The 23,466-nt window shown below is 72.5% G+C and carries 23 protein-coding genes and 1 tRNA gene; 18 read left to right on the forward strand and 6 right to left on the reverse strand.

The annotated features are described in order from the left end of the window. Positions 1 to 155 precede the first annotated feature (155 nt). The 5 genes from asd (at position 156) to ACLIRP_RS04755 (ending at position 4,351) form a co-directional block, all read left to right on the forward strand. Complete coding sequence (gene asd, locus ACLIRP_RS04735; protein ID WP_412062809.1) at positions 156 to 1,190, forward strand: aspartate-semialdehyde dehydrogenase; 1,035 nt, start codon at positions 156 to 158, stop codon at positions 1,188 to 1,190. Continuing rightward, positions 1,187 to 1,666, forward strand: coding sequence for an N-acetyltransferase family protein (locus ACLIRP_RS04740; RefSeq protein ID WP_412062810.1), 480 nt, complete (start codon positions 1,187 to 1,189; stop codon positions 1,664 to 1,666). Before asd ends, ACLIRP_RS04740 begins: the two co-directional genes overlap by 4 nt. A gap of 341 nt (positions 1,667 to 2,007) precedes the next feature. Beyond that, entirely contained in the window at positions 2,008 to 3,048 is a 1,041-nt protein-coding gene (locus ACLIRP_RS04745) for an NAD(P)H-dependent glycerol-3-phosphate dehydrogenase (protein WP_412062811.1), read from the forward strand. Between the two features lie 87 nt (positions 3,049 to 3,135). Further along, a complete protein-coding gene (locus tag ACLIRP_RS04750) occupies positions 3,136 to 3,804 on the forward strand; it encodes a helix-turn-helix domain-containing protein (protein ID WP_412062812.1) in 669 nt (222 codons plus the stop codon). Positions 3,805 to 3,877: 73 nt separating this feature from the next. After that, a complete protein-coding gene (locus ACLIRP_RS04755; protein ID WP_412062813.1) occupies positions 3,878 to 4,351 on the forward strand; it encodes a hypothetical protein in 474 nt (157 codons plus the stop codon). Between the two features lie 4 nt (positions 4,352 to 4,355). On the opposite strand, the gene ACLIRP_RS04760 is transcribed toward ACLIRP_RS04755, so the two are convergent. Continuing rightward, positions 4,356 to 5,240 (reverse strand): hypothetical protein, encoded by an 885-nt coding sequence (locus ACLIRP_RS04760; RefSeq protein ID WP_412062814.1) that lies wholly within the window; start codon positions 5,238 to 5,240, stop codon positions 4,356 to 4,358. Between the two features lie 91 nt (positions 5,241 to 5,331). On the opposite strand from ACLIRP_RS04760, the gene ACLIRP_RS04765 reads away from it, so the two are divergent. Continuing rightward, a complete protein-coding gene (locus tag ACLIRP_RS04765) occupies positions 5,332 to 7,677 on the forward strand; it encodes a DNA topoisomerase (ATP-hydrolyzing) subunit A (RefSeq protein WP_412062815.1) in 2,346 nt (781 codons plus the stop codon). Between the two features lie 65 nt (positions 7,678 to 7,742). Here ACLIRP_RS04765 and ACLIRP_RS04770 read toward each other — a convergent pair whose 3' ends face one another. Then, positions 7,743 to 8,255, reverse strand: a complete 513-nt coding sequence (locus ACLIRP_RS04770) for a hypothetical protein (RefSeq protein WP_412062816.1) — start codon at positions 8,253 to 8,255, stop codon at positions 7,743 to 7,745. 114 nt (positions 8,256 to 8,369) lie between these two features. Continuing rightward, positions 8,370 to 8,801 carry an SgcJ/EcaC family oxidoreductase gene (locus tag ACLIRP_RS04775; RefSeq protein ID WP_412062817.1) on the reverse strand — a complete coding sequence of 144 codons (432 nt, stop codon included), beginning with the start codon at positions 8,799 to 8,801 and terminating at the stop codon, positions 8,370 to 8,372. Positions 8,802 to 8,957: 156 nt separating this feature from the next. Here ACLIRP_RS04775 and ACLIRP_RS04780 point away from each other — a divergent pair, with 156 nt between their 5' ends. The 3 genes from ACLIRP_RS04780 to ACLIRP_RS04790 all read left to right on the forward strand — a co-directional run bounded on the left by ACLIRP_RS04780 (position 8,958) and on the right by ACLIRP_RS04790 (position 11,694). Then, positions 8,958 to 10,895 carry a DNA gyrase/topoisomerase IV subunit B gene (locus ACLIRP_RS04780; RefSeq protein ID WP_412062818.1) on the forward strand — a complete coding sequence of 646 codons (1,938 nt, stop codon included), beginning with the start codon at positions 8,958 to 8,960 and terminating at the stop codon, positions 10,893 to 10,895. A gap of 149 nt (positions 10,896 to 11,044) precedes the next feature. Beyond that, positions 11,045 to 11,503 (forward strand): hypothetical protein, encoded by a 459-nt coding sequence (locus ACLIRP_RS04785; protein WP_412062819.1) that lies wholly within the window; start codon positions 11,045 to 11,047, stop codon positions 11,501 to 11,503. After that, complete coding sequence (locus tag ACLIRP_RS04790) at positions 11,500 to 11,694, forward strand: hypothetical protein (protein WP_412062820.1); 195 nt, start codon at positions 11,500 to 11,502, stop codon at positions 11,692 to 11,694. The genes ACLIRP_RS04785 and ACLIRP_RS04790 overlap by 4 nt, the downstream gene beginning before the upstream one ends. Position 11,695: 1 nt before the next feature. Here ACLIRP_RS04790 and ACLIRP_RS04795 read toward each other — a convergent pair whose 3' ends face one another. Next, on the reverse strand, positions 11,696 to 12,562 hold the full coding sequence (locus tag ACLIRP_RS04795) for a DUF3667 domain-containing protein (protein WP_412062821.1): 867 nt from the start codon (positions 12,560 to 12,562) through the stop codon (positions 11,696 to 11,698). A 115-nt stretch (positions 12,563 to 12,677) separates the two neighbouring features. Here ACLIRP_RS04795 and ACLIRP_RS04800 point away from each other — a divergent pair, with 115 nt between their 5' ends. From ACLIRP_RS04800 to ACLIRP_RS04835, 8 genes are all read left to right on the forward strand, one after another. Then, the gene (locus ACLIRP_RS04800) at positions 12,678 to 13,202 is read left to right on the forward strand and encodes a histidine phosphatase family protein (protein ID WP_412062822.1); all 525 of its coding nucleotides are present in this window, start codon (positions 12,678 to 12,680) and stop codon (positions 13,200 to 13,202) included. Positions 13,203 to 13,255: 53 nt separating this feature from the next. Continuing rightward, a complete protein-coding gene (locus ACLIRP_RS04805; protein ID WP_412062823.1) occupies positions 13,256 to 13,861 on the forward strand; it encodes a Uma2 family endonuclease in 606 nt (201 codons plus the stop codon). 121 nt (positions 13,862 to 13,982) lie between these two features. Then, entirely contained in the window at positions 13,983 to 14,501 is a 519-nt protein-coding gene (locus ACLIRP_RS04810; protein WP_412062824.1) for a hypothetical protein, read from the forward strand. A 94-nt stretch (positions 14,502 to 14,595) separates the two neighbouring features. Continuing rightward, on the forward strand, positions 14,596 to 16,392 hold the full coding sequence (gene lepA, locus ACLIRP_RS04815; protein WP_412062825.1) for a translation elongation factor 4: 1,797 nt from the start codon (positions 14,596 to 14,598) through the stop codon (positions 16,390 to 16,392). 66 nt (positions 16,393 to 16,458) lie between these two features. Then, on the forward strand, positions 16,459 to 17,262 hold the full coding sequence (locus ACLIRP_RS04820; protein ID WP_412062826.1) for a hypothetical protein: 804 nt from the start codon (positions 16,459 to 16,461) through the stop codon (positions 17,260 to 17,262). 95 nt (positions 17,263 to 17,357) lie between these two features. Then, positions 17,358 to 18,443, forward strand: coding sequence for a signal peptidase I (gene lepB / locus ACLIRP_RS04825; RefSeq protein ID WP_412062827.1), 1,086 nt, complete (start codon positions 17,358 to 17,360; stop codon positions 18,441 to 18,443). 301 nt (positions 18,444 to 18,744) lie between these two features. After that, positions 18,745 to 19,668: a signal peptidase I gene (gene lepB / locus ACLIRP_RS04830; RefSeq protein ID WP_412062828.1), complete on the forward strand. Its 924-nt coding sequence runs from the start codon at positions 18,745 to 18,747 to the stop codon at positions 19,666 to 19,668. A 48-nt stretch (positions 19,669 to 19,716) separates the two neighbouring features. Continuing rightward, complete coding sequence (locus tag ACLIRP_RS04835; protein ID WP_412062829.1) at positions 19,717 to 20,070, forward strand: hypothetical protein; 354 nt, start codon at positions 19,717 to 19,719, stop codon at positions 20,068 to 20,070. A gap of 310 nt (positions 20,071 to 20,380) precedes the next feature. Here ACLIRP_RS04835 and ACLIRP_RS04840 read toward each other — a convergent pair whose 3' ends face one another. After that, positions 20,381 to 22,507, reverse strand: coding sequence for a hypothetical protein (locus ACLIRP_RS04840; RefSeq protein ID WP_412062830.1), 2,127 nt, complete (start codon positions 22,505 to 22,507; stop codon positions 20,381 to 20,383). Positions 22,508 to 22,570: 63 nt separating this feature from the next. Next, positions 22,571 to 23,329, reverse strand: coding sequence for a cytidine deaminase (locus ACLIRP_RS04845; RefSeq protein WP_412062831.1), 759 nt, complete (start codon positions 23,327 to 23,329; stop codon positions 22,571 to 22,573). 48 nt (positions 23,330 to 23,377) lie between these two features. On the opposite strand from ACLIRP_RS04845, the gene ACLIRP_RS04850 reads away from it, so the two are divergent. Then, positions 23,378 to 23,462, forward strand: a tRNA-Leu gene (locus ACLIRP_RS04850). The last annotated feature ends 4 nt before the right edge of the window (positions 23,463 to 23,466 follow it).

The raw sequence follows: 23,466 nt of genomic DNA on the forward strand, positions 1-23,466 counted from the left end.
TCTAGCCGGGAAGGCGCCGAGCTGCGGCCGCCCGCTGAGCGTTGCCGGTCCGCTCTGGATCGTCTTCGCCTCTGCTCCTCCTCCCTTCTTCTCCCCGGCCGGCTGGCGTCCGGCCCCCGCTGCGCGCACCTTTCAGCCCTCTCGACCCCCGTCCCATGCTCCGCGCTGCCATCCTGGGCGCCACCGGCGCCGTCGGCCAGACGTTCGTCCGCTTGCTCGCCGACCACCCCCTCTTCGAGGTCGTCTCCGTCGTCGCCTCGGAGCGCTCGGCGGGCAAGCCGTACCGCGAGGCCGCCAACTGGGTGCAGGCCTCCCCGATGCCCGACCGGATCGGCGACTTGGTCGTGGAGTCCGTGGACGCGGCGCCCGACGCCGACGTCGTGTTCTCCGGGCTCGACGCGAGCGTGGCCGGCGACGTGGAGGCCGACTTTGCACGGCGCGGCTACGCGGTCGTCTCGAACGCCCGCAACTTCCGGATGGACCCGACGGTCCCGCTCCTCATCCCCGAGGTCAACCCCGACCACCTCGCCTTGGTCGACCGCCAGACGTGGGGCGACGGCTACATCGTCACGAACCCAAACTGCTCGACGGTCGGGCTGGTGCTCGCGCTCAAGCCCTTGCACGACGCGTTCGGCGTCGAGGCCGCGCACGTCGTCACGATGCAGGCGCTGAGCGGGGCGGGCTACCCCGGCGTCGCGTCGCTCGACGCGCTCGGGAATGTGGTCCCCTACATCGGTGGGGAGGAGGAGAAGCTGGCGACCGAGAGCCGCAAGCTGCTCGGCACGCTGGGGCCCGACGGCGTCGAGATGGCGGACGTGGTCGTCTCGGCCCAGTGCCATCGCGTGCCCGTCGTGGACGGCCACCTCGAAGCGGTCTCGCTGCGGCTGGCGGGCAACCCGTCGGCGGCGGACGTGTCGGCCGCGCTCCGCGACTGGACGAGCCCGCTGGCGGGCCGCGACCTGCCGACGGCGCCCGAGCGCCCCATCGTGGTCACCGACGACCCCGCCTCGCCCCAGCCGCGCCTCCACGTCCAGGCCGGCGGCGGGATGACGGTCACGGTCGGCCGCATCCAGGACTGCCCCGTGCTCGGCGTCAAGCTGGTCGTGCTCTCCCACAACACCGTCCGCGGCGCGGCCGGCGGCGCGATCCTGAACGCCGAGCTGCTCCACGCCGAGGGCCGCCTCGGGTGATCCGCCAAGCCCGATCGGCCGACCTCGACGCGGCGCTGGCGCTGTGGCAGGCGCTCCACGACGAGCACGAGTCGCTCGACCCGCGCTACCGGCTCGCCGACGACGCGGCGGCGCGGTGGCGGACGAGCCTGCGCGACTGGGTCCGCAGCGACGCCAGCCGCGTGTTTTTTGCCCAGGAGACCGCCACCAGCGATTCGGTCGGGCTGATCACGGCGCACCTCTACGAGCCCGCGCCGACGTACCGCCCGCACCTGCTCGTCCACGTCGACGACCTCTATGTGCGGCCCGAGGCGCGGGGCCAGGGCCACGCGCGGGCGCTCGTCGAGGCGGCGGCGGCGTGGGGCCGGGCCGAGGGGGCGACCCAGCTCCGCGCGGGCGTGCTGGCGGCGAACGCGGCCGGGCGGGCCTTCTGGGCGTCGGTGGGCGCCGCCGACTTTTCGGTGACGGTGGCCGTCGAGCTGGGGGGCAGGCTATAGGCGGGCGCGTGTCGTGGCGGTGCCCGATGCTGCGGACCCGTCGGAACGGCTCTCGCAGGGGGCGCTTGCGCTCGGCAGATCCCCCCGTCCGCGCGGCGCTTCGCGAGCGGGGCTGGCGCCAGCATTGGAGAAGTCTCGCCCGAATGGCACCACGCCGCGCGGACTGTCCCCTTGGGAAAAGGGGGACAGCTCTCCCGCCTTGAGCGCAACCGCCAGGTCGGCGAAGCCAGCGGTGGCAGTAGAGCGGAGGGATGCGCCAGCGGTTCACTCCGTTCTCCGCTTGCTTGCGCTCCTTCGCTCGCGCCAGCCGATCCGCTCCCGCCGCTTCTTATCCTGCCGTCATGACTCCGACACCCATCGCCGTGCTCGGCGCCGGCAGCTGGGGCACGGCCCTGGCCGCCAGCCTCGCGCCCCGCCACCCCGTCCGCCTGTGGGCGCGGCGCCCCGAGGCCGCCGACGAGATCGCGCGGACGCGCCGCAACGAGCGCTACCTCCCCGGCGCCGACCTGCCCACCGAGATCGGCGTCACCGCCGACCTCGACGCCGCCATCGACGGGGCCGGCCTGTGGGTGGTCGCCGTGCCCAGCCAGTCCGTCCGCGACGTGATGGGACCGCTGGCGGACCGCGCGGGCGGCGTGACGATCGCCTCGGTCGCCAAGGGCATCGAGAACGGGACGCTGCTGACGACGAGCGCCGTGCTCCGCGACGTGCTGCCGGCCGCCGACCCGGCGCGTGTGGGCGTGCTCTACGGGCCGAGCCACGCCGAGGAGGTCGCGCGCGAGAAGCCCACGAACGTCGTCGCCGCGTTCCCGGATGAGGGCGTGGCGCGAGCCGTCCAGCAGGCGTTTATGCGGCCCGCGCTCCGCGTCTACACGAACACCGACCTGGTCGGCGTCGAGATCGGCGGGTCGGTCAAAAACGTGATGGCGGTCGCCGCCGGGATGTCGGACGGGCTCGGGCTGGGCGACAACGCCAAGGCGGCGCTCGTGACGCGCGGGCTGGCCGAGATCACGCGGCTGGGGCTCGCGCTGGGTGCGGACGCGCACACATTCGCCGGGCTGGCGGGCCTGGGCGATTTGGTCGTGACGTGCTTTAGCCAGCACAGCCGCAACCGGGCGTTCGGCGAGCGGGTCGGCGGGGGCGAGTCGGCGGAGGCCGCGCTTGCGCGCTCGTCGATGGTGGTCGAGGGCGTGCGGACGACGCAGTCGGTGAAGGCGCTGGCCGAGCGGCACGGCGTCGAGATGCCGATCACGGACGCCGTGTACGCGATCCTGTTCGAGGGGCTCGCGCCCGCCGACGCGGTCGGCCACCTGATGGAGCGGGATCCCAAACTGGAAGGCGCGCATTTCGACACGCCCGCGTTCGACGGCACGGAAGCGTGACGGGTACGGGGCGCTGACTGCAGGGGAATGCACCCTCGGCTTGGCACGCCCGACTCGTCACGCATCACCGATCACTCCTCACCCGCAATGACCACCAGCGACCTCCGGCGACTCGCGGCGATGGGGGAGGGCCGCCACCTCGAGTTCAAGAACCGCGTGCCCCGGCCCGAGCGGATCGCGCGCGAGGTGATCGCGCTCGCGAACACGGCCGGCGGCAAGGTGCTCCTGGGCGTCGATGACGACGGGACCGTGCTCGGCGTCAAGGACGCCCAGGAGGAGTTCTTCGCGCTCCAGCAAGCACTCGCGGACCGGATCCTGCCACCGGTCGACCTCGGCTTCGAGCCCGTCCGCGTCAGCCGCACGCGCGAGGCCCTCGTCGTCCACGTGCCCGCCAGCCCGGACCGGCCCCACGTCTTGAAGCCCGACCGCCGCCCCGACGGGACGTTGCCCAAGCAGCGCGCCTTCGTGCGCGTGGCCGACCAGTCCGTGGAGGCGTCCAAAGAAGCCGTGGCGCTGATGCGCGCCGAGGCGCGAGGCGACGCCGTCACGTTCACGTTCGGCGAGCCCGAGCGCAAGCTGCTCGCGTACCTCGAGCGCCACGAGCGGATCACCGTCCGCGAGTACGCCAAGCTCAACCAGATGCCGCCGTGGCGCGCGTCGAAAGCGTTGGTGACGCTGGCGCTGGCGGGGATCGTGACGCTGCACCCTCGCGAGGGCGGCGAGGACGTGTTCACGGCCGGCGCGACCGCGGCGTGAGGGGGTGCAATCGGACTACCCTTGCATGCGCACGCCCGCGTAGCCTTTGGGACGCCCATTCCCTCTCGGCCAGATGCGCACCCTTGCCTGCTTCGCCCTCCTCGCCCTGATCGCCGCGTGCGACGCGGACCCGGTCGTCGGTCCGTTCGACCACCCGACCTACGACGTGTACCACGCCATGCTCATCACGTCCGACGGGGTCCCCGAGGTCAGCGCGAAGCTGGGGCTGGCCTTCTACGGGAATGACGCGGTGGTTCCGGGGGAGGACTGCCGCGGGGATGGCGGGTTCTACGGAGTCTGGGCCCCGGACACGCTCGGCGTCGAGGTCGAGGGGGCCGCGGTCGGCGGCGTCGGGTGCGGCGGCGAGGCCGTCCTCGTCGACCTTCTCAATAGCTCGTCTCATGAGGCCCCGGTCCGGTATCGCGTCGAGGGCTCCCGTGCCGACGGCCGGCTCGTGGGGACGTGGACGAGGGGCACGGAGGGCGTGGGGGGCATGGTCTCCGGGCGGCTCGTCAGGGCGGCGACCGAGCCCGTCGTCGTCCCGTAGCACCTCAGCACCCGACGGTCTCGTGCCGCGCGACGCGGCGGACGAACTGCCCGGGCCCGGCAGCTGAGGACAGGAAAAGGGCCGGGGCGCTGAGGTTGTAGTGGTTCGACTCGTCGACGAGCAGGTCGAGGCGGCCGTCGCCGTCGAGATCGCCGGCCCAGAGGAGGGCCGGGTGGCCGTCGTCGCCGCCGACGATCGCGCTGATCGGCAGGCGGCGCTCGCCGTCGTCGAGAAGCAGCACGCGGTCGGGGCGGGCCCGCTGGCGCTGCGGCATCCAGATCGCCTCGGGGCCCTCCACGATCAAGAGCGACACGCGGTGGTCGCCGAGCGCCAGCGAGAGGTGGCCCGACCGGATCGGCCACGCGCCGACAAAGGCCGTCGGGACGGGGCCGTCGGGGAACGGGGCTCCGGGGCGGCGGACGAGCGCCAGCGCGGAGTCGGCCGGGAAGTCCTCATCCATCCAGAACGTGCTGAACGGGGTCGTGACGCGGACGCCGGTGAACGGGCCTTCGTCGTCGTCGAGGAGCGGGTCCTGGACGGTGTCGACCGTGAGAATGAAGGACCGAACCTCGACGCCGTCGGCGGTCGGGTAGAGCCCCTGCCAGCGCTCGCCGCTCTGGGCCGACACCTCCCCACCGTGAAAGATGCTCACCCCACTGATCAGCTCGACGCCGCGGGCGGAGGTGTCGACGGCGGCGACGAGCCCCGCGAGCGTGTCGGGCGCCAGCGAGAATCCGTACGGGCCGCGCGCGAGCGAGTCGGCGACGGGCTCGGGGTCGACGATCGGCGCGTGCGCCTCGGCGACGGGCCCGACCGGCGCGGGGTCGAGGGGTTCGGGGGCGTCCGCGTGGCAGCCGGCGAGCGCGAGCAGGAGGAGAATCGCACGCATGCCCCGGACAACGCAGAGATCGGGCCGGACGTGTGACGCAGGGTGTCACCGGCGGTCGGTACCTTGGATCCGTCCCCCCAGATCTGGATAAATGCCCGTCGTCGACACGATCCCGCTCCACGAAACGGCCAAGGAGCGGTACCTCACCTACGCCCTGTCGGTCATCACGAGCCGCGCGCTCCCCGACGTCCGCGACGGCCTCAAGCCCGTCCAGCGCCGCATCCTGTACGCGATGGCCACGAACCTGCGGCTCCAGCCGGACGCCCGGTTCCGCAAGTCGGCCACGATCGTCGGCGAGGTGATGGGCAAGTACCACCCCCACGGCGACACGGCCATCTACGACGCGATGGTCCGGATGGCCCAGCCGTGGTCGCTGCGTGCGCCGCTCGTCGACGGGCAGGGCAACTTCGGCTCGCTCGACGGCGACTCGCCGGCGGCGATGCGCTACACCGAGGCCCGCCTGCGGCCCCTCGGCGCGGCGCTCCTGGCCGAGATCAAGCAGGACACGGTCGCCTTCCGGCCGACCTACGACGGCCAGCTGTTCGAGCCCGTCGTGCTCCCGGCGCCGGTCCCCAACTTCCTGATCAACGGCGCGACGGGCATCGCGGTCGGGATGGCGACGAACGTGCCGCCGCACAACGCGGGCGAGATCATCGACGCGTGCCTGTCGCTCATCAAGAGCCCGAACGCGCGGATCGAGACGCTGCTGGCGTCGGTCCAGGGCCCCGACTTCCCGACGGGCGGGCGGATCCTGAACACGGCGGCCGAGATCCAAAAGATCTACGAGACCGGCGAGGGCGCCATCGACCTGAGGGGCGAGTACACGACCGAGGGCAAGACGACCGTCGTCGTCACGTCCATCCCGTACGCGGTCCAGAAGGGCGACCTCATCGAGAAGATCGCCGACCACATCCGGGGCGGGAAGGTGCCCCAGATCGTCGACATCCGCGACGAGTCGACCGAGGACGTGCGGATCGTGCTCGAGCTCAAGCGCGGGTCGTCGTCAGAGGCGGCGATGGCGTACCTCTTCAAGCACACGCCGCTCCAGACGCGCTTCCACGTCAACCTCACGGCGCTCGTGCCGACCGACAACCCGGAGGTCGCCGCGCCCGAAAAGGTGGACCTGCGGACCGCCCTCCGCCACTTTTTGGACTTCCGCCTGGAGGTCGTCACCCGGCGGCTGGCGTTCGAGCTGCGCGCGTTGGAAAAGCGGATCCACATCCTCAAGGGCTTCGAGATCATTTTCGACGCGCTCGACGAGGCCATCAAGCTGATCCGCGCCTCGAAGAACAAGGCCGACGCCAACGCGCGCCTGCGACACCGCTTCGGGATCGACGAGGACCAGGCCGACGCGGTCCTCGAGATCAAGCTGTACCGGCTGGCGCGGATGGAGATCGACGCGATCCGCAAGGAGCTGGCCGAGAAGGAGGCGCGCGCCGCCGAGATCCGCGCCTTGCTCGCGGACGAGGCCGGGCGGTGGGGGATGGTCCGCAAAGAGCTCCGCGCCGCCCGCAAGCAGTTCGCCGACGACCGCCGCACGACGGTCGCCGGGCCCGACGCGGTCATCGAGTACGCCGCCGAGGACTACATCTTGAAGGAGGACGTCTACGTCATCGTGACGAAGGACGGCTGGGTCAAGCGCCAGCGCTCGTACACCGACCTCGGCGCGATCCGCGTCCGCGAGGGCGACCGCGTGCTGTACGCGCTCGCGGCCTCGACGCGCGCCACGATGGGCTTTATGTCGTCCGCCGGGCGCTGCTACACCGTCCGCGTGGACGACCTGCCGCAGACGACGGGGTATGGCGACCCGGTCCAGAAGTACTTCGACTTCGCCGACCGCGAGACGGTCGTGGGCGTGGCCCCGTTCGACCCCCGCGTGCTGCCGGTCGGGATCCCCGAGGTCGGCGGCGTGCCCCAGCCGGAGCTGTTCGCCGGCGACGGCGCCCCGCCCGCCGACACCGTGCTCGGGCCGTACCTCGTCGCCGTGTCCTCGGACGGGTTGGCGGTGCGGCTGGAGGTCGAGCCGTTTATCGACCCGTCGAACAAGAACGGCCGCGTGATGATGCGCTTGGCGCCGAACCAGCGCGTGGTCAACGCCGAGGTGGCGTCGGGCTCGGAGAACGTGTGCCTGGCGAGCCGGCAGGGGCGGGCGCTGATCTTCCCCGTGCCCCAGGTGCCCGTCTTCAAGAGCGCCGCCAAGGGCGTGATCGCGATGCGGCTCTCCGGGACGGACGACCGCGTGCTCGGCATGGCGCTCTCCGACGCCGCGCGGCGCGGGCTGGAGGTCGAGACGAGCCGGGGCCGGACGGAGATCGTGCGGACGACCAAGTTCGAGGTCTCGAACCGGGGCAACAAGGGCGCGACGATCATCTCGAAGGGGACGCTCAAGGCGGCCACGCCGGACCCCGTGGAGCTGCATCTGCCGGGGCGGGAGTGACCTCCCCACACGCGTCCTTGGCTGGCATGTGCGACACGGCGCCTGTCGGTGCGAGGCGGCACAGTCTAGAATCCGATCCGCAGCCCGCCGGAGACAGTGACGGCGGTCCGGTCGCCGATGGAGGCGCGGGCCTGCGCAAATGGAGCGATGAGTCCGCTGCCGAACGTCGCGCCCGCCAGCACATTCCCACCGACGGAGCGCGAGCTGCTGTCCAGGTCGCCCTCGACCGCGTCGTCGTCGGCGGTGTCGAGCTCCAGGCTCACGAACGACACGCCGGCGCCGACATACGGCCGAGCCACGCCGGCACCGAAGGACGCGACCACGTCGAGGTTGCCTTGCAAGACTTCCTTGTTGAACACGCGGCCGTCCCGGTCGAACTCGGCGGGCACCACGAACTCGCCGGAGGCGCGGACTGCCAGCGCGACGGGTGCCGCAGTGGGCAGGCCGATCTCGACGCCGAGGCCGACGAGCGGATTCGGAGCTTCGAGGTCGTACCCGGCGTAGGGAAGGACGGCCAGTTGGGCGGAGGCGACCGGGGCCGTCAGGGCGACGGCGGCGAGGAGGGCGGCGAAACGCATGGTGTCGTGGGCATGTAGGCGAGCCCTCCGACTGAGGTGCTCTACCCCGAACGCCCGGATCTACAGCTCCACCGGTCATCGGTCTCACTCGCCTCGGGCCCGAGGCGGGGAAGCTCAAGCGCGGTAGTCTGCAGGGCGGAGAGCGCCGCTGGCGTCCCTCGCGTGCGTCTCGGCGCCCGCCACCCGGTCCGTGTTCTGCGCCGCCGCGCACCGCCAGCCGTCCGCGCCCCGGCGCATCACGAACGTGAACACGGTCTGCCGCGCGCCCGGCGCCGCGACCCCGCCGCCCGCCGACTGCCCCTCCAGCGCCATCACGGCGTGGACGACCGCGACGCCGTCCGCCAGCGCCTTCTCGCGCGTCCGCACCACGCGCAGCGTCGAGTTGGGGAAGATGACGCGCAAGCCGTAGGCGTGCGCCCGGCGGATCGCCGCCCGGTCGTGCCACCACAGGCCGACCACGTTGACGAACTCGGCGTCGCGCTCGAACAGGTCCGCAAGCGCGTCCGCGTCGCGCGCCATCCAGGTGGCGACAAATGCGGCGGGCATCGCGGACGGGGAGGGGAGAGCGGGCATGGCGGTGCGGCGTGATCCGGGCCCACGCGCGGCGGCGGACCGGGGTCCCGAACCGTGCGGGCGGGTGTCGCGCGGCTGTCACCGCCGCCGCGTACCTTCGGGCTACGAAAACGTCCCCCCTGCGTTCAGATGGCCGAAGTTCAGACATACACCGGCGCCGACATCCAGGTGCTCGAAGGGCTCGAGCCCGTCCGCAAGCGCCCCGGCATGTACATCGGAGGCACCGGCAAGGCCGGCCTCCACCACCTGGTCTGGGAGATCGTCGACAACGCCGTCGACGAGGCCACGAACGGCTACGCCAGCCAGATCGAGGTCGTGCTCCATCGCGACGGCTCGACGGTGACCGTCTCCGACAACGGGCGCGGCATCCCGGTCGACAAGCACCCGACCAAGAAGGTCCCCGCGCTCCAGGTCATCCTGACCACATTGCACGCGGGCGGCAAGTTCGACGGGTCGAGCTACGTGACCTCGGGCGGGCTCCACGGCGTCGGCTCGTCCGTCGTCAACGCGCTGTCGTCGGAGCTGGTCGCCCAGGTCAAGCGCGACGGGAAGCTGTACGAGCAGACGTACCAGCGCGGCGTGCCGGTGACCAAGCTCAAGACGGTCCGCTCGAACGTGCGCGGGACGGGCACGGCCATCACGTTTACGCCCGACCCCGAGATCTTCGACAAGACGGACCTCGACGCGGGCGTCATCAAGGAAAACCTGGAGGTCAAGACGTACCTCAACGGGGCGCTGCGGATCGTCTTCAAGGACGAGGCGACCGGCGAGCGCGTCGAGTACCACCACGAGGGCGGCATCGTCGAGTACCTCGACCGCCTGGTCACCGAGGCCGCGACCCGGCGCGTCCACCCCGAGCCGTTCGTCGTCCGCCAGGACGCGCTCGACGACGGCCTGCGGACCGAGCTGTGCTTTGTCTGGACCGAGGCTCCGCGCGAGTCGATCACCTCGTTCGTCAACGGCATCCCGACGCGCGACGGCGGCACGCACGAGCAGGGGCTCAAGGACGGCGTCACCAAGGCGATCCGCAACTACATCGAGACGCACGACCTCGGCCAGAAAAAGCTCGACATCACGGCCGACGACATCCGCGAGGGGATGGTGGCCGTCGTCAACCTGTACCACGTCGACCCGCAGTTCCAGGGCCAGACCAAGGAAAAGCTCAACAACCCCGAGGCGCGGTCGGCGGTGTCGGGCGCGTTTCGGACCGACTTCGAGCAGTTCCTCAACGCGAACCCGTCGGCGGCCGAGAGCATCGTCGCGCGCATCATCCAGTCGGCCAAGGCGCGCCAGGCGAGCCGGGCGGCGGCGCAGACGGTCCGCCGCAAGAGCGCCGTCAGCCACCGCCTCAACCTGCCCGGCAAGCTGGCGGACTGCTCGTCGACCGACCCGACCGAGTCCGAGCTGTTCATCGTCGAGGGCGACTCGGCCGGCGGCTCGGCCAAGCAGGGCCGCGAGCGCAAGACGCAGGCGATCCTGCCGCTCCGCGGCAAGGTGCTCAACGCCGAGCAGGCCACGCGCGCCAAGGTGCTCGCCAACAAGGAGCTCTCGAACATCGTCGACGCGCTCGGCGCGGGCATCGGCGAGGACCTCGACGTGAGCAAGCTCCGCTACCACAAGGTGATCCTGCTGATGGACGCCGACGCCGACGGGCTCCACATCGCGACGCTGCTGCTGACGTTCCTGTACCGCTACATGCGGCCGCTCATCGACCAGGGCTACGTCTACATCGCCCAGCCCCCGCTCTTCCGCATCGACGCGCTCAAGGAGACGTGGTGGGCGCTCGACGAGGCCGACCGCGACAAGATCGTCCGCCAGATCCAGCGCAAGAACCCGCGTACGACGATCGAGGTCCAGCGCTTCAAGGGGTTGGGCGAGATGATGCCGGCGACGCTCAAGGAGACCACGCTCGACCCCGACAAGCGCCGCCTGCTCCAGGTCACGATTCCGGAGGGCGCGCTCCTGGAGACCGAGCGGACCGTGACGGACCTGATGGGCAAGGACGCCGCGCCGCGCTTCACGTTCATCATGGACCAGGCCGCGACCGTCGCCGACCTCGATGTCTGAGCCCGCCCGCCCCGACCGCTCGGACTGGCCGGTCCACGTCTACAAGATGGGGGAGGAGCCCCCGGATTGGGTGTACTGGCAGACACGGCCGATGTCCGAGCGGCTCGCGGCCGGGGAGGACCTCCGGCGACGCTACTATGGGATCGACTATGACGCTTCCCCAGGACTTCCTCGAGTGTGCCGAGTTGTTCGTCGCCCATGACGTGCGGTTCATGGTCGTCGGCGGGCACGCGGTGATGGCGCACGGGTACCCACGGTCCACCGACGACTTCGACCTATGGGTTGAGCCGACGCCGGAGAACGGGGACCGCGTCGTGCGGGCGCTCGGAGCGTTCGGATTCCAGAGCCTCGGACTGCAACGGGAGGACTTCGCCGCAGAAGATGTCATCATTCAACTCGGGCGGGCGCCTCGGCGGATCGATGTGATCACGTCGATCACCGGAGCCACGTTCGAGGCTTGCTATCCCGGCCGGGTCTACGTGGACGTGGGCGAGTTGCGTCTCCCCGTCATCGGGCGGGAGTGTCTCATCGCCAACAAGCTGGCGACCGGCCGGCTTAAGGATCTCGCGGATGTCGAGGGACTCGGCGAGCTTCCCTCCGACGAATGAACCCACTCGACCGAACCGGCCTGACCCTGCTGGCGGGCGGCGCCGGGCTGGCGCTGCTGAACCTTGTCGGCGCCGCCCTTGGGTGGACGGTTGGCCCCCTGCGGCCAGCGCTGTCGGGCGTGCTGATGGCGGCCGGGCTGGCCCTGCTGGCAGTCGGCGTGCTGGCGCGGATGCGCGAGCCCGAGGACTAGCCTAACCGGCGTGGGCGCCCTGCCAGCCCGCCCAGAACCCGATGGCGAGCGCGCCCACCATGAACACGGCGAAGTAGATCACGAGCGCGACGACGATCGACAGGACGGAGAGCCCGACCGAACCGGGGCGGCGGTCGAAAAAGCCCCGCGCACCGATGGCCGCGTAGACGAAGTACAGCACCAGCCCGCCCGAACTCAGGGGCGCCGACTGCAGCCAGGCGCTCAGGGGCATGAAGACCAGCATGCTCGGGATGACGACGGCCACCTCGAGGTACGCGCCGAAGACAGCGCACTCGGCCATCGTGCGGCCGCGGTCCGCCAGCAGCCAGCGCAGCAGCGCCGCGAACGGCAGAATGATGAACAGCGTGAAGTAGGCGCCGTAGGTGAACAGCACCTCCATCGTCGTTTCCATCGCAGTCGTCGCGAACGCCATCGCCGGGTCCGCGCTGGCGTCGGCCGGGAGCGCGGCGGCGAGCTGAGAGTCCAGCTGCGCGCGCATCATCGCGTGCAGGTCGTTCTCGAAGACCCCGTAGATGACCGCGTAGAGCGCGTAGGCGACGAAGAGCAGCGTGATCGGGTGCGTGTAGGTCTGGCGCCGCCCTTCGACGAACGCGAGCGCCACGGCGCCCGGGTTGCGCATCACGTCCAGCACCGTCCGCAGCAGCCCCCGGTGGAGGTTGAGGCGGCGGACCCGGAAGTCGTGCCACAGCGAGCGGAACGTCAGGCGGTCGGCGACCGACTCGTGCTGGCCGCAGCCGTGGCAGAACGGGCCCGCGAGCGCCGTCCCGCACTGGAGGCACCGCGCGTCGCTTGCGGCGCCGTCGCCGGCGGGCGCCAGCGAGAGGGTGGGGAGGTCGGAGGTCTCCATCGACGTGTCCAAGACGTGTGTGGGAAGATGGCACTCGGAGCCCGGAGCCGTCAACCCGGAGGATCCTCCCGGCGGGGCCGATGCGTCTATCCTTCCGGCCCTTGCCGCCTTGTCCATGCGCCTCGCTCTCGTCCTCCTCGCCGCCCTCGTCGTCGGCTGCGCCCCGGCCGTCCCCCCGGCGCCGCCGGCCACGACGGTCTACCTCGTCCGCCACGCCGAGAAGGCCGCCGCGCCCGCCGACGACCCGCCGCTGACGGCGCAGGGCGCCGCGCGTGCCGCCGCGCTTGCCGACCTGCTCGCGGGTGCCGAGATCCGCGCCGTCTACAGCTCCCAGTTTGCCCGCTCGCGCTCGACCGTCGCGCCGCTCGCGGACCGGCTCGGGATGGAGGTCGCGATCCTGCCGCTCGGCGGCCCGGACCTCGCGAGCACCCTGCGCCAGCAGGCCCGCCGGATCGCGGCCGAGAACGCGGGCGGCGCCGCAATCGTCGCCGGCCACAGCAACACCGTCCCGACGATGATCGCCGAGCTGACGGGCGAGCCGATGGCCGACCTCGACGAGTCGGCGTACGGCGACCTGTTCGTGGTCACGCTCGCGGCGGACGGGACCGCGCGCCTCGAGCGCCGGCGGTTCGGGGACTAGCCGCGCTGGAGCCGACGGGCCATTTCCTACCTTGGGCGCACGCCACCGGACCGATGACCGAAGCCCAACCCCTCCGGATGACCGTCGAGGAGTACTTCGCCTTCGACGCCGCCTCGCCCGACCAGCGCTACGAGTACTGGGACGGCGTCGTCGTGCCTGTCCACGGCTACGACGAGACGGGGACCGTCGCGATGGCCGGCGCGAGCCCGTCGCACAACCAGGTCACACTCAACCTCGCGATGCTGCTCAACGCTCGGCTCGGGCCGCGCGGATGCCGAGGGGGCGCGGGTGACCAGCGCGTCCGCACGGACGCGGGGCGGTACGGCTACCCGGACCTCGTCTTCGTCTGCGGCGAGCCCGAGTACACCGACGACGTGCCGCCGGTGCTCCTCAACCCGACGCTCCTGATCGAGGTCGCCTCGCCGTCGACGGCCGGGCGGGACCGGGGCCGCAAGCTGACGGCGTACACGCGCATCGAGAGCCTGGCCGAGTACTGGATGGTGGAGCCCGACCGCGCCGAGGTTACGCGCGTCGTGAGGCGGGCCGACGGGTGGGGGCTCGAGTTCTCGCTCGGCCTCGACGCGACGGTCGAGAGCGCGGAGCTGGCGCTGACCGTCCCGCTGGCGGACGTGTACCGGCTCGTCGAGTTGGACGGCTAAAGGGCGCTCGGGTCTGGGTCGCCGACTCGGCGCCCGGGGTGGTATGTAGCCGAATCCGCCCCCGGGTCTGGCGTGCGTCGGGCCATCGCGCCCGGCCCTGAGCCGCCCGTCCCACCACCCCATGCGTCTCGTCCTCGTCCTGCTCGTGCTCGCGTGCGGCCCCGCCCAGGCGCAGACCCCACCAGGCTGGCAGATCGGCACCGGCGCCGCGCTGGCGGCGGCCGGCGGGCACGCCTACGCCGGGGGCACGGCGGCCGTCGAGGGGCGCGCGAGCCGGCGGCTCTGGGTCGGCGTCCGCGCAGCTCAGTTCGTTGGGCCCCTCGCCGACGTCGACTGCTTCGACCGGTGCGCCCGGATCGAGCAGCGGTGGACGTCGGCCGAGGGGACCGTCGCAGCCGAAGCGGTGTCGGGTGGGATGGCGCTGCACGCGACCCTGGGGGCGGGGGGGAGCGTGATGGTCGGGGCCAACGGGGTCACACGCGAGGACCGCCGCGTGGTGCCGATGCTGAGCGCGGGCGTAGGGCTCGACGTGTACCCCGTCCGCCGGGTCGGCGTCGGGGTCTGGGTCGACGCGGTCGCCCGATCGCTCGCGCCCGGGGCGCAGGTCTCCGCCGGCCTGCGCGTCCAGCTCGGCGGTTGACCCGCCCCGTGCTCACAGGGTATTCCGCAGGGCCCGGCAACGTGGGCGGTACTTTCGCCGTTGCCCGACACCCGCCCCCCGACGCCCCGCCTACGTGGACCAGAGCCGGATCCGAAACTTCTGCATCATCGCCCACATCGACCACGGCAAGTCGACGCTGGCGGACCGGCTCCTCGAGGCCACCGGCACGCTCACCAGCCGTGAGATGCAGGCCCAGGTCCTGGACTCGATGGACCTCGAGCGCGAGCGCGGGATCACCATCAAGAGCCACGCCATCCGCATGCCCTACACGGCGGCCGACGGCGAGAAGTACGTGCTCGACCTGATCGACACGCCGGGCCACGTCGACTTTACGTATGAGGTCTCCCGCGCGCTCAACGCGTGCGAGGGCGCCATCCTCGTCGTCGACGCGGCGCAGGGGATTGAGGCGCAGACGATTTCGAACCTCTACATGGCGATCGGCCAGGACCTCGAGATCATCCCGGTCCTGAACAAGGTGGACCTGCCGAGCGCGCAGCCCGAGCTCGTCGCCCAGTCCATCACCGACTTGATCGGCGGCGACCCGGCCGACGTGCTCCACGTCTCCGCCAAGACCGGCATGGGCATCGACGCCGTGCTGGAGCGGATCGTCGAGCGCGTCCCGCCGCCGACGGGCGACCCCGAGGCGCCGCTCCAGGCGCTCATCTTCGACTCGACGTTCGACACGTACCGCGGCTCGATCGTCTACGTCCGCGTCAAGGAGGGGACGCTGCGCAAGGGCGACGCGATTCAGTTTATGGCGACCGGCGCGAAGTACCAGGCCGAGGAGATCGGGCACCTCAAGCTCAAGATGGAGCCGACGAAGGAGCTCGGCCCGGGCGAGGTCGGCTACATCATCGGGTCGGTCAAGGACGTGGCCGACACGCGCGTCGGCGACACCGTGACGCACCAGCGCGGCGGGGCGGCCGAGCAGCTCCCGGGATACCGCGACGTCAAGCCGATGGTGTTCTCGGGGATCTACCCGACCGACTCCAACGACTTCGAGGACCTGCGCGCGGCGCTCGAAAAGCTCCAGCTCAACGACGCCGCCCTCACGTACGAGCCCGAGACGTCGGCCGCGCTCGGGTTCGGGTTCCGCGTCGGGTTCCTGGGGATGCTCCACATGGAGGTCGTCCAGGAGCGGCTCGACCGCGAGTTCGGGCTCGACATCGTGACCACGATGCCGAACGTCCGCTACAACCTCGAGCTGAGCGACGGGAGCGAGATCGTCGTCGAGAACCCGTCCGACATGCCGGACCCCGGCCGCATCTCGGCCGTCCGCGAGCCCTACGTCAAGGCCGAGATCATCACGCCCGTCGAGTACGTCGGCACGCTGATGGGGCTCTGCCAGGACCGCCGCGGGACGTACCTCACCCAGGAGTACCTCACGACCGACCGCGTCAACCTCAAGTACGAGCTGCCGCTCGCGGAGATCGTCTTCGACTTCTACGACAAGCTCAAGTCGGTCAGCCGCGGCTACGCCTCGTTCGACTACGACTTTATCGAGGACCGGGCCTCGAAGCTCGTCAAGCTCGACGTGATGCTCAACGGCGACGCCGTCGACGCGCTGTCGACGATCGTCCACCGCGACAAGGCCTACGACATGGGCAAGCGGCTCACCCAGAAGCTCCGCCAGCTCATCCCGCGCCAGCTCTTCGACGTGGCCATCCAGGCCGGCATCGGCAACAAAATCATCTCGCGCGAGACGGTCAAGGCGCTGCGCAAGGACGTCACGGCCAAGTGCTACGGCGGCGACATCAGCCGCAAGCGCAAGCTGCTCGAGAAGCAGAAGGAGGGCAAGAAGCGGATGAAGCAGGTCGGCGCGGTCGAGGTCCCCCAGGAGGCCTTCCTCGCCGTCCTCTCGATGGAGTAGATGATGAGGGATATGGGATATGGGATGGAGGGATGGGCACGCCAGTGGTCGATGGTGTGTCTGCTCATGACTCTCGTCTGCCTCCTCCTCCCGCGTCCCTCTCGCGCCCAGACCGTCGTCGAGGTGCTCCAGCAGCAGCGCCGCGACGCGCGCGTGGCCGAGGTGCTGGCCGAGCGCGGCGACCGGCTGGCGCCCCGTCCGCTCGCCGAACTCGGGACCGTCGACCGTTGGACGCGCGCGTTTCTGGCCGTCGAGGCCGGGCGGCAGGCCGCCGTCGACAGCGCCCGGGCCGCCGAGGAGGCCCGCGCCGACAGCGCGATCCTGGCCGCCCGGCTCAACACGCTCCGCTGGCGGAAGGTGGAGCCCGGCGCGCAGGGCAGCTTCCTGGAGCAGTACCGCGAGACGTACTGGCTGGCGGCCCAGCCCCAGCGCGGGCTCGTCACCGACACGTCGGCGACCGCCGACCTCCGGGGGCTCTTGCAGGCCGCGTTCGGCGACCCGACGCGCAACGGCGACGCCCAGAAGCGCCACGGCTACGGCGGCTCCGAGTTTATCCAGTTCGAGTATTGGTTCGTCGTCAACGACTCGATCCCGATGCTGGCCCTCGACGTCGACGGGCCGTTCGGGCGCGGCCTCCTGATCGCCAGCGACGAGACGTACGCGCCGATCCTGCCCGCGCTCAAGGCCGACCTGTCGCGCCGCCTGGCGGCCGCCCGCCGCCCCGACCCCTGGCTCGACTACTACCACTCGTACGAGCGCGGCCAGTGGTTCCGGACCGGCTACAACGGCGAGGTCGGTCAGTACGCCGTGCCCGTCCGCGCGCCCCGCTGGGCCGGGCGCGACTCCGAGCGCTGGGTGATCCACCGGTAGCGGGGCGCCAGCAGCGGCGACTCCAGACCTCCCGTCCGCCGCGCATCCCGCCCCGTCTGCCCCCGTAGCTTCCCGCTCCGCCTCCCCCCGACGCCTTGCCCGCGACCGCCTCGCCCCGACGCTCCGCCAAGCCGGAGCGGCCCGTGCCCACCTTCCGCGACAACCTGTGGTACTGGGTCAAGGCGATCGCCGCCATCCTGCTGCTCCGGGCCTTCCTGGTCGAGCCGTACCGGATCCCCTCGGAGTCGATGGAGGACACGATGCTCGTCGGCGACTTCCTGCTGGTCTCGAAGGTCCACTGGGGGCCCCGGACGCCGGCCACGATCGGCATCCCGTTCACGTCCGTGTACCTGCGCGGCGTCGTGTTCCCCCAGGTGCGGCTGCCCGGCTTTACCGAGCCCCAGCGCGGCGACGTGGTCGTGTTCAACTACCCCGCGGGGCGCGACGTGGAGCGCGGCGTCATCCCGGCGACCGTGCCCATCGAGCGCCGCGCGCCCTACATCAAGCGGCTCGTGGCGCTGCCCGGCGACACGCTCGCCGTGCTCGACAAGATCTTGCACATCAACGGCACGCCGGTCCCGCTGGCGCCGACGATGAAGCAGCGCTGGACCGTGATCGGGACGGGGGAGACCGGTGCAAGCGCCCGGCAGCTCGACGAGATGGGGATCGAGCAGCTGCCCGGCTCGATCCTGCGCGACTCGACCGGCGTCATCCGCTACGACGTGTTCGCGACGCCGCCCGAGGTGGAAGCGCTCGCCGCCCGCGCAGACGTGGCCCGCGTCGAGCCGTTCATCTTGGACGAGCGAAACGTCGACGTGACGTACGGCGCCAACCCCGACCACGTCTCGCCACGCGTCGTCCCGATGGCGGGCCTGACGATCCCGCTCACGGCGGCGACCATCGACCTGTACGGCGAGGCCATCACCCGGCACGAGGGGCGCACGCTCGACTCCGACGGCGCGGGCGGCGTGCTCGTCGACGGGGCGGCCGCCACGAGCTACACGTTCACGCAGGACTACTACATGGCGATGGGCGACTTCCGCGACAACTCCGTCGACAGCCGCTACTGGGGGTTCGTGCCACACTCGCACCTGGTCGGAAAGGCGACGATCACGTTCCTGTCGTTCAAGGGGGACTTCCCGTTCGTCCGCCCGCTGCGCTTTTTCCGGCCCATCCCGTGAGGCGCCCCGCCGGACGGCCCGCCCCTGACGGCTCGTGATGCGCGACCTCCCCACGCCCCCGGATCCTGACCCGAGCGCAGCCGACCCGTCGCCTGGGGACGCGGGCGTGCAGGCGGGCCCTGTCGGACTCGGGGCCTGGTCGCCGTGGCCTGGCGCGGCTCCGCGCCCGGGAGCTGACGCCGCGTCGGGCGGTCACGTGGGGTGGACGCGGTGGCCGGGAGCACCGGAGCCGGCGGACCACCTCGCCTCGCCAGCCCCGGCCGACACGCGAGCGACGCGGCCCGAAGCGCTCGGCGCGTGGGTGCGCATCCTGCTCGGCGCCATCGTGTTCGCGCTCGCGCTCCGCGTGCTGGCGTTCGAGGCGTACCGGATTCCGTCGACGTCGATGGAGGACACCCTCCTCGTCGGCGACTTCGTCCTCGTCTCGAAGCTCCACTACGGCCCGCGCGTGCTCGGCCGGCGCCTGCCCGGCGTCGACGGGCCGGACCGCGGCGACGTGGCCGTGTTCAACTACCCGCCCGGCCTGCCGGCCGACGTGGCCGCCCGCGTCCCGTACATCAAGCGGATCGTGGGGCTCCCGGGCGACACGATCCGGATCCGCGATAAGGGGGTCGTCGCGGGCGGGGCGGCCGTCCCGGCGCCGGCCGACGGCCGGCGGCTGTGGCGCCTGCGGGGGCGGCTTCCGACGTCGGAGGCGCTGGCGGCGGTCGGGCTCGACGGGCGCGTGCAGCGGGCCGGCCCCGGGGCCTGGGTGGCCTCGGCCACGCCGGCCGAGGCGAGCGCGCTCGGGGCGCTCGACGGGGTCGAGGAGGTCACGCCGTACCTCCGCCCGCCCGGCGACGGCAGCGCCGCCTTCCCCGCCGCCCGCCGCTACAGCTTGGACGACTACGGCCCGATCGTCATCCCCGCCCGGGGCACGACGGTGCGGCTCGACGACACGTCGTGGCCGGTCGTCCGCACCCTCATCGAGCGGTTCGAGGGGCACACGGCCGAGCGGACGGCCGAGGGCTTCGCGATCGACGGCCGCCCGGCCGAGGCCTACACCTTCGCCCAGGACTACTACTTCGTGCTCGGCGACAGCCGCGACGACTCGGCGGACAGCCGGACGTGGGGGTTCGTCCCCTTCGACCACGTGATCGGCAAGGCGCTCGGGGTGTACTTCTCGTGGGACGACGAGGCCGGCCGGCCGAGGTGGGGGCGCATCGGCCGCGGCGTCGGGGGTTAAGCCGACGGGCGGAGCGCCTGATACCCGGGGACTCCGTCCGACGTCCCCATGCCCACGTTCCTCGACCGCCTCGAAACGCTGGGCGACCAGGCCGAGGACCTCGCGGCCCGGTTCAACGAAGGCGTCGTGGACACCGTCGAGGGGCTGGCGTGGTGGACCGACCGGTCCGCCGTGCGCCCGTTGCGGGCTGTCGGACGGGCCCTCGGGGCGCTCGTACACGTGCTGTTCGGCGTCCTCCGGGTGGCCGTCTTCTACGTCCCCGCGGTCGCGCTCGGCATCGGCGGTGCGGCGGCGGGCAACGTCTGGCTGGTGGCGACGGCGTGCGTCTATGCGGTGGCGGTCACAGGAGCGGGCCTGACGTACATCGCGCGCCAACGAACGGAGACGGAGACGGAGGCCTAGGCCCTGGCACCCTCGCGTGGAGCAACCGGCAGGAGGGCACCGCCGGGGCGCCGTCTGGGCCTCCCGACGAGCGCACACAGCCCACCAGTCGCCGCTCGCGGCCTACCGGAGGCGCCTCGCGGTCCACCGACGGGTGCGCACGCTCCACCAACGGGCGCTTGCAACCTACCGACGCGTGGGCACGGCCCACAGAGGTGGGGCGCGGTCTTACCGGTGCGCGCACACCGTCCACCGATGGCCGCGCACGGCCCACCGATGGGCACGCACGGTCCACCAACGCCCTCTCGCGCCTCGCGAGCAGGGCCCCGCGCTACACCATCCCGATGCGCTTGCGCCAGACCCACTCGACGGTGAGCAGCGCCAGCGCCAGCACCAGCAGAGGCCACATGCCCAGGAGCGGCGTCGCGTCCTCGCGGACGAGCGGGCGGTCTTCGAGCGCGCCGGCCTGGCGCAAGCCGCGCACGAAGGCGCCGAGCGTGTCGAGGCCGACGACGGCGCCGCCGGACCGCAGGGCGACCTGGCGCATGAGCGCGGGGTCGGCGCCGGGCTGGCGGAACTCGGCGGCGATGGCGCCGACGGCGAACCCGCCGCGGTCGGTGCCCAGCGCGGCCCCGCCCCGCGTGGCTTGGGCGGAGAACGCGTAGCGGCCGGGCGGGCGGACCCCGAGGTCGGCGACGTAGCGGCCGTTCCCGAGCGGGCGCATTGTGGCGCGCTCGGCCGGGCCCGGCCCGTCGACGGTCAGCTCGATCCGGGCGTCGTCGATCGGTTCGAGCCCGTCGCCGTAAACCTGGCCGGTGAACGTGACGCGGTCGCGCTCGCCGAATGTCGCGCGGTCGGGGCGGACGCGGACGGGGCGGCGGTCGCGGGGCGCCGTCGCCCAGCGCACGAGCCGGTCGACAAAGCGGGCGTGAACGCCGCGCAGGTCGTCGAGGTCGTCGGGCAGTGTCCGCCAGCGCCACGTGCCGGCGCCGTAGACGGCCGCCGTGCGGACGGCGCCGTTTTGACGGACCGCCAGCAGCGGCGCCTCCAGCGCGGTCGCGCCACGGCGGACGGTCGCGAGCACGCGCGCGCCGGGTTGCAACGTGTAGCGCGTAGGGCTGGCGGCGAGCGGGGGGAGGGCGGCAAGGCGGGCGGCGGGGACGCCGAGGTCGAGAACCGGGTGCGCCTCACCGGCCGGGGTGGGGGACCAGCCCGCCTCGACGGTCCCGGGGCGCACGACCGAGGGCGCGGCGGGGAGCACATCGCCGTACGTCCGCGCCAGCCGCGTCAGGTCGGTGCCGGACGTGAGCACGAACACGGCCGGCAAGCCGCCCGCGATGGCGTCGGCGATGCGGTCGGCCGTCGACGCGTCGGCGGCGGTGCCGGGGTAGCCGGCCAGGATGACGGCATCGAAGCGCGCAAGCCCATCGGGGACGGCGCCCTCGTAGAAAAAGCCCGGCGAGCGCTGGGTGCGGACCGTCAGGTCGACCGAGTCGTCGGCGTCGAGCGCGGCGCGGAGCGCGGCGACGTCCGGCCCGGGCGCGGCGGCGACGAGCAGCACGCGGCGGTCGTCGTCGAGCACGCGCACGGTGACCGTCTGGCGGTTGTTGCGGACCGTCGCCTCGCCCGCCAGCGGGCCGACGGTGACCGTAAAGCGGCGGACGCCGGGCGCCCCGGGCGTGACGCTGAGGTCGACGACGGCCTCGGCGCCGTCGGACGGGACCTCGACGGTCGTGCGCGCAAGCGTGCGGCCCCCCGAGGTGACGGTCACCGAGGCGGGCCGCCCCGCGTACCCGGTCGCCCGGATGCCCGCCTGGATGGGGAGCGGGCTCCCGACGCGCGCCACGTCGTTGGTGACGGCGCGCTCGAGCCGCACGTCGCGGGTCGACAGGCTGTCGCCGACCGTCGCGGTCCAGATGGGGACGGCGGAGCGCTCGGCGAGGTACGCTGGGTTGCGGCCGTCGGTGACGCGGCCGTCGCTGAGCAGGACCACCCCGCGCAGGTTGCGGCCCGCAAAGTCGGCCTCGACACGCGTGAGGGCGGCGGCGATATCTGTCCGCTCGCCGTCGAAGCGCAGGCTGTCGCCGGGCAGGCTCGCGCCCTCGGGCCGGGCGTCGGACGAGAAGCGGTAGAAGCGGAGCGCGGCGTCGTCGGGAAGGTCGTCGAGCGCGGCGCGGAGCGCGGCGGCGGGGCCGTCGCCGAGCGCGAGGCTCTCGCTGTCGTCGACCAAGACGGCCAGCAGGGGCGGCTCTCCCGATCGCGTGATCCGGGTCCAGACAGGCTCCAGCAGGAGCAGGATCACCACGAAGAGAGCCCCGAAGCGGAGCGCTGCGAGTCCTCCGCGCCGCCAGCCGGTGACGGTCGGCGTGCTCCGGCCGTACGTCGCCCACGCGAGCGCGCCCGCCGCGACGGCGGCGACGGCCAGGACAACGGGGGAGACGGCGAGGGAGAGGTCCAACGTGTGCGTGAGCGGGGCGGCCGGAACGACGGCGCGGCGGCCCGATTGCCGGAGCGCGAGCGGCTAGCGGCCCAGGGCGTCGCCGCGGAAGGCGCCGGGGAGCAGGGCGTCGGGCAAGGTCACGTCGGGTGGGCCGGTGCCGCGCCAGATGACGACGTCGGCGTCCGGCGCCAGCTCGGCGATCACCTGGCGGCACCCGCCACACGGCGTCCCGCCGGGGGCCTTGACACACGCCACGTAGAGCGAGCGGATGGGCCCGAGCCCCGCCGCCTGCGCGGCCACGAGCGCCGTCCGCTCGCCGCACAGGCCGGCCGCCCAGTCGGTCGCGATCTCGACGTTGGCCCCGGAGACCGCCCGCCCGTCGGTGTCCACGACGACGGCCCCGACGGGGAAGTCGGACGCCGGCACGACGGCGCGCGCGGAGACGGCGAGCGCGAGGTCGGCTCCGCTGACGTGGTCGGCGGGGGCGTCGGCGAGCCCGAAGTCGACCGGGTCGCCCAGGTCGGGCAGCGTGCCGCCCGCGACCGCGAGGTCGGGCCCGACAATCCGCCAGTCGGCCGGCGCGGCGCCGGCGAGGGCGCCCAGGGCGTGCGGCCCGAGCGGCGTGCTCTGGGCGACGGCGACGGGCGTGCCGCCGGCGAGCGCCGCGAGCGCGCCCTGGAGCGCCGAGATGGTCAGCGGAAACGAGGCGTTCTCGATGCGGGGCGCCGCGACGGTCCGCCCGTCGGCCAGCAGGACGGCCACGCCGACGGGCGCTCCGGAGTACGGGGCGTGCGACCGCTCAGAGATGGCGGCGGCGAGGGCACGGAGGCGATCGGGCATGGGCGCGGGCGGGGGGCGCGTAGCTTACGCCGTGCCCGCGCCTGCCGCGCCGGAGTGGTGAAACTGGTCAAACACAGCGGACTTAAAATCCGCCGGCGTCCGCGCCCTGCGGGTTCGAGTCCCGCCTCCGGCACTTC

The organism is Rubrivirga halophila, from assembly GCF_046845755.1.
Lineage (GTDB): Bacteria > Bacteroidota > Rhodothermia > Rhodothermales > Rubricoccaceae > Rubrivirga.

Bases quoted from the DNA above. Each gene is read 5' to 3' on its own strand.
- ACLIRP_RS04835 (WP_412062829.1), top strand. From the start codon at position 19,717: ATGCCCACGTTCCTCGACCGCCTCGAAACGCTGGGCGACCAGGCCGAG.
- ACLIRP_RS04760 (WP_412062814.1), bottom strand. From the start codon at position 5,240: ATGCGTGCGATTCTCCTCCTGCTCGCGCTCGCCGGCTGCCACGCGGAC.
- ACLIRP_RS04785 (WP_412062819.1), top strand. From the start codon at position 11,045: ATGACGCTTCCCCAGGACTTCCTCGAGTGTGCCGAGTTGTTCGTCGCC.
- ACLIRP_RS04780 (WP_412062818.1), top strand. From the start codon at position 8,958: ATGGCCGAAGTTCAGACATACACCGGCGCCGACATCCAGGTGCTCGAA.
- ACLIRP_RS04755 (WP_412062813.1), top strand. From the start codon at position 3,878: ATGCGCACCCTTGCCTGCTTCGCCCTCCTCGCCCTGATCGCCGCGTGC.
- ACLIRP_RS04745 (WP_412062811.1), top strand. From the start codon at position 2,008: ATGACTCCGACACCCATCGCCGTGCTCGGCGCCGGCAGCTGGGGCACG.
- ACLIRP_RS04810 (WP_412062824.1), top strand. From the start codon at position 13,983: ATGCGTCTCGTCCTCGTCCTGCTCGTGCTCGCGTGCGGCCCCGCCCAG.
- ACLIRP_RS04770 (WP_412062816.1), bottom strand. From the start codon at position 8,255: ATGCGTTTCGCCGCCCTCCTCGCCGCCGTCGCCCTGACGGCCCCGGTC.
- ACLIRP_RS04800 (WP_412062822.1), top strand. From the start codon at position 12,678: ATGCGCCTCGCTCTCGTCCTCCTCGCCGCCCTCGTCGTCGGCTGCGCC.
- ACLIRP_RS04790 (WP_412062820.1), top strand. From the start codon at position 11,500: ATGAACCCACTCGACCGAACCGGCCTGACCCTGCTGGCGGGCGGCGCC.
- asd (WP_412062809.1), top strand. From the start codon at position 156: ATGCTCCGCGCTGCCATCCTGGGCGCCACCGGCGCCGTCGGCCAGACG.
- ACLIRP_RS04845 (WP_412062831.1), bottom strand. From the start codon at position 23,329: ATGCCCGATCGCCTCCGTGCCCTCGCCGCCGCCATCTCTGAGCGGTCG.
- ACLIRP_RS04750 (WP_412062812.1), top strand. From the start codon at position 3,136: ATGACCACCAGCGACCTCCGGCGACTCGCGGCGATGGGGGAGGGCCGC.
- ACLIRP_RS04805 (WP_412062823.1), top strand. From the start codon at position 13,256: ATGACCGAAGCCCAACCCCTCCGGATGACCGTCGAGGAGTACTTCGCC.
- ACLIRP_RS04795 (WP_412062821.1), bottom strand. From the start codon at position 12,562: ATGGAGACCTCCGACCTCCCCACCCTCTCGCTGGCGCCCGCCGGCGAC.
- ACLIRP_RS04775 (WP_412062817.1), bottom strand. From the start codon at position 8,801: ATGCCCGCCGCATTTGTCGCCACCTGGATGGCGCGCGACGCGGACGCG.
- ACLIRP_RS04765 (WP_412062815.1), top strand. From the start codon at position 5,332: ATGCCCGTCGTCGACACGATCCCGCTCCACGAAACGGCCAAGGAGCGG.
- ACLIRP_RS04820 (WP_412062826.1), top strand. From the start codon at position 16,459: ATGACTCTCGTCTGCCTCCTCCTCCCGCGTCCCTCTCGCGCCCAGACC.